This is a genomic window from Marinobacter alexandrii (assembly GCA_039984955.1).
Taxonomy (GTDB): domain Bacteria; phylum Bacteroidota; class Bacteroidia; order Cytophagales; family Cyclobacteriaceae; genus Ekhidna.
This window is the reverse complement of sequence record JBDWTN010000007.1, coordinates 191,508-203,517: the sequence shown is the minus strand read 5'-3', so window position 1 is coordinate 203,517 and position 12,010 is coordinate 191,508. Positions and strand designations below refer to the sequence as shown.

11 protein-coding genes are annotated in these 12,010 nt (G+C 38.5%); 2 read left to right on the top strand and 9 right to left on the bottom strand.

Annotated elements, in window-relative coordinates; translation table 11 throughout:
• Nucleotides 1-6 precede the first annotated feature (6 nt).
• The 3 genes from ABJQ32_07235 to ABJQ32_07225 form a co-directional block, all read right to left on the bottom strand.
• Nucleotides 7-1,101 carry a DUF748 domain-containing protein gene (locus ABJQ32_07235; GenBank protein ID MEP5289427.1) on the bottom strand — a complete coding sequence of 365 codons (1,095 nt, stop codon included), beginning with the start codon at nt 1,099-1,101 and terminating at the stop codon, nt 7-9.
• 43 nt (nt 1,102-1,144) lie between these two features.
• The gene (locus ABJQ32_07230; GenBank protein MEP5289426.1) at nt 1,145-1,501 is read right to left on the bottom strand and encodes an SdpI family protein; all 357 of its coding nucleotides are present in this window, start codon (nt 1,499-1,501) and stop codon (nt 1,145-1,147) included.
• Nucleotides 1,502-1,563: 62 nt separating this feature from the next.
• On the bottom strand, nt 1,564-2,568 hold the full coding sequence (locus ABJQ32_07225) for a hypothetical protein (GenBank protein ID MEP5289425.1): 1,005 nt from the start codon (nt 2,566-2,568) through the stop codon (nt 1,564-1,566).
• 82 nt (nt 2,569-2,650) lie between these two features.
• Here ABJQ32_07225 and ABJQ32_07220 point away from each other — a divergent pair, with 82 nt between their 5' ends.
• Nucleotides 2,651-3,241 (top strand): hypothetical protein, encoded by a 591-nt coding sequence (locus ABJQ32_07220; protein MEP5289424.1) that lies wholly within the window; start codon nt 2,651-2,653, stop codon nt 3,239-3,241.
• Nucleotides 3,242-3,244: 3 nt separating this feature from the next.
• Here the strand turns inward: ABJQ32_07220 and ABJQ32_07215 are convergent, their stop codons facing one another.
• The 5 genes from ABJQ32_07215 to ABJQ32_07195 form a co-directional block, all read right to left on the bottom strand.
• Nucleotides 3,245-4,012, bottom strand: a complete 768-nt coding sequence (locus ABJQ32_07215; GenBank protein ID MEP5289423.1) for a patatin-like phospholipase family protein — start codon at nt 4,010-4,012, stop codon at nt 3,245-3,247.
• A 164-nt stretch (nt 4,013-4,176) separates the two neighbouring features.
• Nucleotides 4,177-5,469, bottom strand: coding sequence for an amidohydrolase family protein (locus tag ABJQ32_07210; GenBank protein MEP5289422.1), 1,293 nt, complete (start codon nt 5,467-5,469; stop codon nt 4,177-4,179).
• Between the two features lie 31 nt (nt 5,470-5,500).
• Nucleotides 5,501-5,758: a four helix bundle protein gene (locus tag ABJQ32_07205; protein MEP5289421.1), complete on the bottom strand. Its 258-nt coding sequence runs from the start codon at nt 5,756-5,758 to the stop codon at nt 5,501-5,503.
• Between the two features lie 29 nt (nt 5,759-5,787).
• Nucleotides 5,788-7,137 (bottom strand): amidohydrolase family protein, encoded by a 1,350-nt coding sequence (locus ABJQ32_07200; GenBank protein MEP5289420.1) that lies wholly within the window; start codon nt 7,135-7,137, stop codon nt 5,788-5,790.
• Between the two features lie 85 nt (nt 7,138-7,222).
• Nucleotides 7,223-8,938, bottom strand: a complete 1,716-nt coding sequence (locus tag ABJQ32_07195; GenBank protein MEP5289419.1) for an amidohydrolase family protein — start codon at nt 8,936-8,938, stop codon at nt 7,223-7,225.
• Between the two features lie 130 nt (nt 8,939-9,068).
• On the opposite strand from ABJQ32_07195, the gene bshB1 reads away from it, so the two are divergent.
• Nucleotides 9,069-9,785 (top strand): bacillithiol biosynthesis deacetylase BshB1, encoded by a 717-nt coding sequence (gene bshB1 / locus ABJQ32_07190; GenBank protein ID MEP5289418.1) that lies wholly within the window; start codon nt 9,069-9,071, stop codon nt 9,783-9,785.
• Nucleotides 9,786-9,828: 43 nt separating this feature from the next.
• Here the strand turns inward: bshB1 and ABJQ32_07185 are convergent, their stop codons facing one another.
• Nucleotides 9,829-11,895, bottom strand: coding sequence for a hypothetical protein (locus tag ABJQ32_07185; protein MEP5289417.1), 2,067 nt, complete (start codon nt 11,893-11,895; stop codon nt 9,829-9,831).
• Nucleotides 11,896-12,010: the final 115 nt, after the last annotated feature.

Genomic DNA, 12,010 nt, shown 5'->3' with positions numbered 1-12,010 from the left:
TATAGTTTAGTCTTTTTCGTCTTTCTTTTTCAAATTGATGCTATCATCATGTTTCGTTTTAAAAGCCTCAATAAAAGCATTTTTCAATACACCTCTTACAGCAGGCCATGTTTTAGAATTGATATTTTCATAGCTTCCTTTTAAAGGGACTTTCGTCGCAAATTGATCTTCGCCTTGGTTTTCAAATATCTCAGCTAATGTCCCTACAATAGACTCCCAAATTAATTTGAATGGCTTCTTTTTATCTTTTTTGAAATCAACCAATTTCAAATCTTTAATTAATGGTTTGATATAACCATCAAATTGTCCGTCCTGTCCTGCAAATTCACCATAGACATTTAGGGTTCCTCTTTCAAAGTCAATATTTGTGTAAGCTTTTGTGAAATCATTGAGAGACGTCATATCTACTTCTTCGAAGGATAGATTGAAATCAAAGTTAGGGGTAGGGAGTAAAACATTTAGATAGCCATCGATCTCCAATTGACCATTGCCAATGGACTTACCGCTTAATTTTAGCTCAGAGGGAAGTTCTTTTGATGAAGTTTCCGCATTACTTAAGTTAGTTGCGAGACCATTGAGTTGGTCAAGAAAAATATCAACTTCAGGATCACTATTTAAATCCTTATAATGTATGGAACCGCTAATTATCTCAAATCTATTGATAGCTAATGGCATCAAATCTTTAAGTGGTTTGGTCCAATCGACATTCTTCTCATTTTGATTGGAAGAACTCTCTTTGTTAGACTCAGCACTGTCAGAACTAAGAGCAATGAATACTAATTCAGGTTGGGTGAAAATAAGTTCGCCAACTATACGGCCCCTAAGAAGAGCCCTCCATTCAATAGATAGATCAATTGTCTTTGTTTTGAAAAAAGGCTCGTAAGAGTCTTCGCTTTCAACAAGTAATTCCAATGAATGTACTTGGTATGCCCCTCTAAATAAATTGACATGAATCCACTCGACTGAACCTTTGTAGTCGGGTATTTCATTAAGCGTGTTATTAACATATCTAACTAAAATAAATGGAAGAGAAACATGCAGTATAATCAACAGAATGATGATTCCTAATGCTACTTTTCTGACTTTCTTTCTGACTTTCATTTTTCCTTCCTATTCTGCACTTTTTAAAAACAATTCTACCTACCTATGTTTTCCACTCCCCGTTGGAATTGAAGTTCTTTTTTAGATAATTTTCTACTACAAAGACCATCACTACTAATAGGATACACATGATTACACAAGCAGTAAGCAAAGCAGTTGTTGGGTCAAATACTAAATACAATATGATTTGAGATACGACCGTAATGATAGCGGTCCATAACATTAAATCATTACCATATTTATTTGAAGCGTCCCATGCTTCCTGAGATTTCATTGAACGTTTTGTGCGGTACCCGTAAATGTGATTGATCTTCTTAGGAGGATACATTTTGAATATCAATGCAAACACTAGTAGAAGGGGCCCAACAACAAGATTTGTGAAGATTAATGTAGAACTCATATCTAAATTTAGTCAACCCTTCTGATATCTCAATTGAGAATTTAATCTTCCATGCGTATGAATTAATTCTTTGGGAGTGTAATTAATCCAGCCTTACCAGCTGCTATATAAACATTGCTAGTTCCTACAGCAACGGATGTTGGAATGCTACCATTGGTTGGAAGAGCTTCGGTACTAATGATTGTTGGAGCACTCAGGTCTGTTATATCAACTCTAACCAGTGAAGGTATTGTCTCTTGATACCCAATAACGTACGCAATATCTGAATCTACATCTACTGAAATAGCATTGATGCCAATATCAATCATATTATTGGATCCAAATACATAGTCTTCTATCAAATCAATAATTGTCAATCCACCCCCATGTGCGACTAGGAGATTGTCGTTATATATGACTGACTGTATAGGGAAACCTACTGGTGATGTAAGCCCTTCGGTAAGCCCTGATTCAGCAATACCCAATTCGGAAATGACGTACGGTATGTCTAATTCGTCACCAATAAAAAGTGACGTAACTCCAAACCTCTCAATATCTAACCCTATACCAAAATCAGTGGAAATAAAAGCAGCTTGTCCATTGGTTGATAAAAGCACATCAGGGTGACCTCTATCTCGACCAAATGAGATGGGCCCTTGGACATCTCCTTTTTCAGAGTAAGTAAATCTATTGAGGAACGTAGTACCACCAGAAACTACAAGATTTCCTGAAACAGCAGAGATCCCATTGAATGGCCCGCCCTCTACCGTTACTGGATCTGACACGAGACTGACATTATTCCCATCAAATGAAAAGACAGCCATAAAGTCTCTTCCTCTTGAATCTAACACAAAAATCAAGTCTCCATCTACATCAAAATCATCAATACTATTCATTCCGTTAGGAGGAAAAATTTGAGTGAGTATTTGGCCGGAATTTTCACTCGAAATAACTAACCCACCTTCTCCATATGCCACCATCAGTAGATCATCAAATACTTTCACCACACCTGGGGTATGATTGGGTACCTCATAGTTTTCTTTGCAGCTGAATAGTAAGGAAACAATGATCAGGAAAGTAATTCTCATTGGTCAAAGATATTCTGTTATGGATTAATTGAATGTCACCTTTAGGACTCGCTAGATCAATTTGCATATGATACATTTGAGTATGAAAAAAATGGTAGTAGGTGTTTTTATGCTTTTTGCAATGGTCAGTTATGTTTTTTCACAGGAAATATCATCAATAGACGTTAGTTTCAATAAGTTAGATAAGGAAGACGCTTTCATTATTTCTCCATCCGTAAGGTTTGATTTTGATAATCATGCATGGAGCATCGGGCCTGCATTATTGTTTTCTTTTGGTGATCAAATTGAAGAAAGGGACGCTTTAAAATTGACTGGAATTGCCGTGGGTTATGAAAATTTCCCACATGGTAAATCAGCAAAATGGAACATGTTTCATTCATTTGATTTTATATCACAGCGTATTAAAGATGTTCAGAATTCACAGATTTTTGATACGAATAGTAACTCATTTGTGAGCAACGAGATAGAGCAGATCGATAATAACGTGTTTCTTAGTGCCAGTGCTGGTGTTCTTTTGAATTTAAGTGATAAGCTAAGCATAACACAAACAATAGGGATAGGAGCCAACGCTATTTTTAGAGATACTAAATCTGATTTTGATGAGTTTAGTGATGTCTTTGTGAATCAACAGTGGTCCTTAAAAACAGGGATCAGATACAATCTCAGAAACTAGATTTTACAACTTAATGTCTAGATTCTTTGCATAATTATAGCCAATCTCAAATATTTTTTCGGCATTTTTTGTATCCATGATATCATAGTTAGCTAGTTCTAGCGGTTCTATGCATAGGTCAGAGTTTGCTGCAATTTCCTCTGATGATGTATTGATAGCCAACTGAAACATTCTGAAGACGACTTCTTTTAGATTTTTCAACTCATCAAGCTTCTGAATAGGACTTATGCTAATAGAAATGATTTTTTTGCAGTTGTCTTGGAGAGGTTTGATAGGTAGATTATCAAATAAACCTCCATCATTATAAAGTTTCCCCTGGTATTCAACTGGACTGAAGATGATAGGAATAGATGCAGATGCTTGTACAATGGTTGAAAGAGGTCCTTCTGATAGGTATTCGACTTTGCCCTCTAGCATGTTGCTTACCGTGACTATAAGAGGTATATCCAAATCCTCAAGATTTTTGGCTTTAATCTTCTTTTCTAGATCTTCTTTCATCTTCGTTAAACTTAAGAGACCTTGTTTGAAACCTGTGAGTTTAGCAAGCCCAGTAAAGTTGTATTTCTTCATAAGATCGAAAGCATCTCGAGGGCTTTGACCTGAAGCAATGAATGCACCTGCTATGGCCCCTGCACTTACGCCAGAAATGATATCCGGTTTAATACCTTTTTCCGCCAGTGCTTCCATGACTCCTAAGTGAGCAAATCCTCTAGCACCACCGCCTCCCATGGCAATACCTAGATTATATTTTTTCTTTCCAAAACTGATCATGGGTGTAAAATAATTGGGTTTTTAGAATCAACCTGTATAACAACAGGAAAGTTTGATAACTTATGAATAGCCGAACTAACATTGTTTAAGATCAAATGGTGTATCAAAAAGCCCTTGTCTTGAATGGGATTCAAAGACAAGGGCTTTTGATTGTAAAAAAGAATTTACTTCTTCACCCCTGGTGCTCTATTCAGATATTCTTCGTAGAGCTGAGTATGTCTACTCACCATTGGAATGTTCCATCCATCGATGAATACATATTTTATCATGGTGCTCGTCTCAAATGGATCACCATTGGCAACCAATAGGTTAGCTACTTTTCCTTTCTCAAGCGACCCATACATGTCAGACACCCCAAAAATTTCAGCAGGAATGATAGTGATCGCTTTTAAAGCTTCTTCTTTCCCCATTCCATAAGCAGCAGCAAATCCAGCATGGAAAGGGAGATTCCTCACATTTTCTACTTCATTTGTTCTGAGTGCTACTTTCACACCGGCTTTTTGCATAGCTCCGGCATTGGCATATGGCCTGTCATATCGGTCATAGCTTCTGGTTGGATTGCTTAATACTGGTCCTGTAACAACCGGAATTCCAGCTTTAGCTATTTCCTCAGCCATTCTCCAGCCTTCTGATACGCCGCAAAGAATGGCATCAGCACCTTTTTCGTCAATCCACTTCAAAGCTGCTTTGATATCATTGGCTGCATTTACATTCACCAAAAGCTTCATTTCACCTCTAACTACAGGGAGCAGAGCTTCCATTTCAGGATAGTAAGGTTGATCTTTTCCTCCTGATGCTGAGTCAATCTTATGATACTGCATTGCTTTTGCCCAAACATCATTGAGCTTCTTGAGGTTCTTCTCAGCAGCTTTCTTGATGTCCTCATCTGATCTTCTATCCCAGCGACCTCTTCTGCCTGTAGCAGGGAAGTTCAAGACTACTCCTTTGAACCCAGCATACATCTGATCTGGAGTATATCCATGCAGATTAATCAATGCTGCCGTTCCGGGGAATAATCCACCTGAAGGCATAGTAAGTGCTGTAGTTACCCCATTCACACGGGTTACCGGATGAATAGCAGAACTTGGATTTACAGCCGTTAAAGCTTGAATATGGGGAATCACGTCTCCAATCTCACTGTTATCTCGTGTTCTTGGATCGGAGCTTACTTCTACCAAACCAATTTGTGTACCGCCATCAATCATTCCTGGATAGATGGTCATACCAGAACAATCAATCGTTTTTGCGCCTTGCGGAATAGAAACATTCGTTCCTACCTCCGCAATCTTACCATCTGAAATAATCAACGTACCATTTTGAATGGTTCCGTTTGTAACGGTTTCTATTGTTGCATTGGTCAATGCAAACGTGCCTGTTTCTGCGCTAGGGATCTGCCCGAAAGTGATTCCGGTTAGAGCTAGTAAAAACAGGGTCAGTATATTTTTTATATTTTTCATTTTCTTAAAGTTTTGAGTCTTGAGTTTTGAGCTACGAGTCTGTTACTATTTTCTTTTTGAAGCTCATAATCATTTTTTGTTCTTCATCAACTAATTGAAGAATGTGATCAACTTCATTTTCCGAAATATTCAATTCAAGCATTTTTATACCAACTAGAAAAGTTTCTAATTCGAATGAAGAACCTAATGCAATTTGAAGGAATCTTGCAAAATCTTTGGAGAGAACATACACTTCTTTCCAAATCTCCATTCCTTTTTGCCAAATCAATAGTTGCTTAAAATTCTTCATGCTCGTGACTCGTATCTAATTACTCGTAACTATTCATGAAATAAAAATTCTGTGTTCTGCATGCATCGATCGTGATCTTCTGCTTGCCAGTGAGTCACATCAATTTTTTCTTCCGGATCTGGATAGATACGCATATCGTCGGCATCATTCTCTCTGTCAAATCGAACGATACCATCAACAATAGTCATCATTGGAACACCATAAATGGATAATGGGTGATTCTTGAAAATCGCTACATCACCTTCTTTTCCTTCTTCCAATGATCCTACTCTGCTAGCAATACCTAGCTGTTTCGCTGGGTTGATCGTAATCAGTGAAAGAGCTTCATCATCTGTTAGTCCACCATACCGTTGAGACTTAGCAGCTTCGTGGTACAGGTGACGAATAAGTTCACCAGAATCAGAGTTGATAGAAGTAGTCACACCATTCTTAGTCAATATAGCAGCATTGTACGCCGTGCTATAATAAACTTCAAATTTGTAAGCCCACCAATCAGCAAAAATCGAAGCACCTGCTCCCCATTTAGCGAGCTCAGGAGCTACTTTGAACCCCTCATTTACATGCTGGAAAACCAATCTTTTGATTCCAAAATCTTCACATACTTTCATCAGCATGTAAATTTCATCAGCCCGATAGGAGTGACAGTGAATGATGATATCACCTCGAAGAATATCAGCTAAAGTCTCCATTCTTAGATCATAAGCTGGAGCTTTTCCTTTAAAGCCTTTCTTTCCTTTTCCAGCATTGTATTTATCCATCGCCTGCATGTATTCTTTGGCTTGCTGAAATGAACTTCTTATAACATGCTCAACGCCCATACGTGTACGCGGCAAAATGCCGTTTCCACTTCCATGAACTCTGGTTGGATTTTCTCCCAATGCAAACTTAATGGTACGAGGTGCACCCGCCATTCGCATTTTGTCTGGATCAATTTCCCCATATCGAAACTTCACAGTCTCGCACTGCCCACCAATCGCATTGGCAGATCCATGCATGGAGTGAGCTGAAGTAACTCCACCGGCCAACGCCTGGTAGATTCCAACATCTAAAGGATTAAGAGCATCACCTACCCATACTTCAGCAGTAACTGGATTAGTCGCTTCGTTCACTGCATCAAGTGCAAGGTGAGAGTGCGCATCAATGATGCCAGGCATCACATACATTCCATTGGCATCAATGGTTTTTGCTCCGCTTGGAGCGCTCAGTCCTGTTCCAATTTTAGAGATCTTTCCATCTCGGATCAAAACGTCCGTGTTTTCGAGTGTGCCATTCGTTACAGTCAATACCGTTCCGTTTTTAATAAGCACACTGCCTTTTTCCTGTGCCATCACAAAAGTGACAGTGAGGAGTAGGGCTATGATTATATTTATTTTCTTCATTTTAATATGTTTTTATTAAGCTGTTTGCTTCAGATTGTAGTTGAAACAATTCATTATCTCAATATTAAAGGTGAGCTATGCTCATTCATTTAGGATCACGTGACCCTTCCATAGGGAAGCTGCCAAATGCTGCTACAGATAAAGTTCCTTCAAAAGAATCACCGTCTATATCCATCGTGATATCTACATTGATTTCTTCACCCATATTCAGTTTGAAACTGAAGGCAACATTGGTACCATCTACCTCTACATCCTGAATGTCGTTTGTGCTTCCATTAAAGCTGACCGTGATCGTTCCGCTGTAATCTCCAGGAGTACCCTTAATAGTGATTACGCCACTTCCATTTCCTTGTGGGGTCTCAGTCGTGTAGTTCCAAACACCGGCTGCATCAACAGCTTCTTCACCACTTTCACCGCTGCTTTTCTTCTTTTTCTTCTTTTTCACTTCATAATCATACTTCATGCCGTCTACAAAAACGTACCTCACGTTGGCATCTTTTGAGAAGTAAGCCGTATCTGAAATAATCAGGTTAGCCATTTTGCCAGCCTCTACCGTTCCCATCAAACTGGATACTCCCAGAATACTTGCTGGCTCTGTAGTTAGTGCTGCAAGCGCTTTATCCTCAGAAAGGCCATTTTCAATCACTTTCAGAAGATTTGTTTTAAAGTCTTTTGATTTCACTTCCATGGTAGAGAATCCAAACTTGACACCATTGCTGCTGAATTTTCCAGCTTGCGTATAGTAGTTCTTGATCATCTCCATCTTGCGAGCTTCTAATGCCTTTTTCTCCAGTTCTGCTGCTGTTGGTTCTTTCTCTTCTTTTTCCTCATCATCTCCTTCTTTCGCCTCTTTTTTTTCTTCTTCCTTCCATTCAGGAAGGTCTAACGAAAGGAATACTGGAGCGCCTGTCCCCTTGATGGCTGGAATTGCATCCCACCCTTGCTTCACTTCGCCAAGCATCATTTTGAATCCAAGGTCACGTTGAAGTGAAATTACACGCATCACATCTTTTACACTTTCTGCTTTGAAAGCTACCGTCAATTGTTTCGAAACAACTGGGTACAAGGCCTCAATGGTCGCATCTGGAGTAGGACGCTCCATGCCATTGGAATTGCTATTGTATTTGCTTTGATAACCTCTTGCCTGGTTTGCTTTTCTGTAGAGGTCTCGGTACTTCGCCATCACACCGATTACAGTGTTTGGGTATACGCCATCTGCTCCGGAAAGCTGAGAATACATAGAGATTTGATCCTTAATGACCATGTTGTCTCCGTTAGATCCTCCCAATAGCACGATTGATCCTGTTCCCGGAAGCATTCCTGTATGAGGAACACTGTGAGAAGCCGTGAATCCTAGCTTTCTGAAATCTGCAACAGACTTATCGCTGGGCTTGAGCATATCTCTCACGGTGTTACCAGGAGTGATTCCTGCTCGTTCATAAGAAGGCGTTCCAGTCAATTTTCTGTCGTCTTTTCGATCTTTATCTTTTGGTTTCTCTACACCAATGTTGGATAGACCACTGATAAATCCGGCATAAACAAACATAGAATCAGCATTCACTACCCAGGCATCTGCCGGTATAGCAACACTTGATCCTACTGCTTTGATAATTCCGTTTTCAATCAGGACGGTACCATTTTTAATGATTTTGCCTGGTGCCTGTACAATCGTAGCATTCTTTATTACGTACTTGTTGGTTACAGGCCTCAGATCGCTATCCTGAGATATACTGATAAAAGGCACTAAGCCCATCAGCAAAATCAGGATGACGCTTCTGAATAAGCTGTCACGTTTTCGCATAGGTTATTTACTTTAGGTTTAATAAAATGGATAGGGAATTTAAGAAATTTAGAGGGCAAGAAAACCAATATTATATGAGTGGTGTTACTTTGCAGCTTACAGCCTTCGCTGACCTAAATATGAAGAACTAATGAAATTGGATATACTTGCGATAGTCGCACACCCTGATGATGTAGAACTTTCCTTTGGAGGGACATTATTGTCTCACCAAAAACAAGGTTATAAAACAGGGATTCTCGATCTCACACAAGGAGAACTAGGAACAAGAGGTACACCAGAAATCAGGGCGCAAGAAGCTGCCGAAGCAAGTAAAATTTTGAAGCTATCCGTTCGAAAAAATCTTGGTTTGGCAGATGGATTCTTTGAAAACAATAAAGAGAATCAATTGAAAGTAGCGCAGCAAATCAGAAGATACCAACCAAAAGTTGTCATTACCAATTCCATCTATGATCGCCATCCCGATCATACGCGAGGAGCACAATTGGTAGAAACTGCTTGTTTCATTGCAGGACTGAAAGCCGTGGAAACAGAATGGGAGGGTGACATTCAAGAGGCATCCAGACCAGAACGACTGTATTACTCTATTCAAAGTACTGCACATGAGCCAGATCTACTCGTAGATATCTCTGATGTGATCGAAGAAAGACGTGATGCGATCAATGCATTTAAATCTCAATTCTACGATCCCAATAGTGAAGAGCCTGAAACATTCATCAGTTCAAGGGGATTCATGAGTATGCTTGAATCTCGAACCAGAGAATGGGGTCAACGTATAGGAGTCGAGTATGCAGAGGGCTTCAAAGTGAAACACTTTCTAGGAGTAAAGAGCTTGTTTGATTTGGTGTGATCTGTAAAGTCAACCTGATAGTTTAAAGAATTGAACCTTCAACTTATTGCTCTAATAATTTAATACCGGGGCAAGTAATATTATTTTCGGCAACACCTACTGTCACACACTGTTTCAGCCAAACACCATTGTTTGTTGATGTAATATTATTGATATCAATTAACCCATCTGAATCAGAACAACCAAAAGCATACAAAGCATAGATTCCGCCCGCATATACTGGATTTGTGTCGAGGGTTACATCAATTACCGAAACTTTAGATGCATCTCTTATATACATACCGGAGTTGGGTAGATATTGCCCAGTTTCAGGTGTATAGTAGATCTGAACATTGTCTATCTCAATCTCATCTGCACCAATGAAAACGGCTTCCTGATTGCCTTTACCAAAATTGCCTTGAGCATCAAACCCGTGTGCATAAAAGCTAGTGTTAGTTAGCGAAACTCGATCAATAGCCCCCCAAGTCTGTCCATCCGTACTTAAGGGTCTTAGGTAAGCAAATCTTAGATTTGAACTTGAATGATCGCCTCTTTTAAAAACTACATTATCAATCTCTATATTTTTCACAGCCTGTGGATCGCTCGTAAATCTGGTTTCAATTCCTACTTCCTTGGCGTAATAATGACCACCCGAGATATTGATGTCTTCAGAATCAATAATAACAATTGGTCTCGTTCCTGTACTCCAATCAATTATGTCTACGTTCTCTAACAACACATCTTTCGCTTGTACGATATCTATTCTTCCATTACCGCCACCGAGATTGTTATAGTATGTCATGTCTCCATTAAGATTAACGTTACTCAATGTTATGCTCTCATCCAATCGGCCTAACGTATCCGATCTCAATTTAAAGACCTTTCGTACATATCCATCTTCTATATTTTTGACAACAATGTTTTTGTTATCGATACCATAGTCTTTTTGAATTTGAACTATTGCACTACCTCCATCAAATAATGCAGTTGCTTCATAATTGTTATTGTATTTACTAATTCCATCCACTGTAATATCCTGACCAATAAGATTAACTACAAATTTGAAGCTACCCTCAACTTGTGTGTTTGTAATGTCAACATCTATAGCTGGCTGAATACGTATTCCAGAAATCATATCTGGAAGTGAATCATTTGGATTGGGGCTAGTACTTTTGATTATGGTATTGGTGATATTAATTCCTTTTCCCGCGGAAATTTTTATTGCAGATTTTTCAACCCCTTCAAAAGTATTGTCAATAAAATTGAGATTAAATGGAACAGTAATGTTCTCACTTTGAGAGTTGCTAGCAAATACTCTGATGCCATCTGCATCTGAGTAATTTATATTACCCCCAGTCTGCTCTGTATAAATATTTGAGAATTTGCAATTTTGGATATATCCATTTAGTGGACGATTAAAAGTTTCTGCTCCAACATTTGACCAAAGAAGAAGTCCTCCAGCAAATCCTGCACCTGCAGCTGTATCCGTATTTACTGCCGTTATATTTTTAAATTCTATTCCATCTAGGCTGAAATCCCATACTTCACCTAAGGTTATCCGCATACCGTAATTATTATCTTCATCATCATAAGTATCGACATTTAGAGGGCTTTTGATATCTTTAATTATACAGTTTGAAAAGTGAACATTATCAATGTTATCAACTGTATCCCAGAAAGCACCAACTTCTAATAACGCTGTTCCTACATCTCGATTATTTCCAGAGAATGTTATATTTTCAAATTTCACAGAATCAGCTCGAATATCTGCCATTCTTAATGTTGGGTCGGTAACATTATATTCCCAGACAACACCGTGTTTTGTTTCACCTAAATAGTGGGAATTCTTTGCAGTGCTCAAGAATTCTATTGTTTTATCTATTGAGTAAGTTCCGTTAGGGAAATAGATTGATTTATTGTCTGAAATGGCTGAATCAATAGCCTGTGTTGCTGTCAATCCCAGACTCATATAATCAGTAATATTGATGGCATTATTGTATGCTGGATCAATATCATTTATGGTCTTATTAACTGAACTAGCAGGGGAAACAATCTCTGGATTTAACTCTGGTTCTACTTCAACTTGTGTACATCCAACTAGAACAACTAGACCGAGTAATAATTTTTTCATCTCAATAACTTTGGTAAGTATTTGCTTGAACCTAAGTTTAAATATAACTAACAATTAACCGTTTTATTATTTTTCACAAAATCAGAAATTAACTTTTGATAATCTTTTTGTTTGA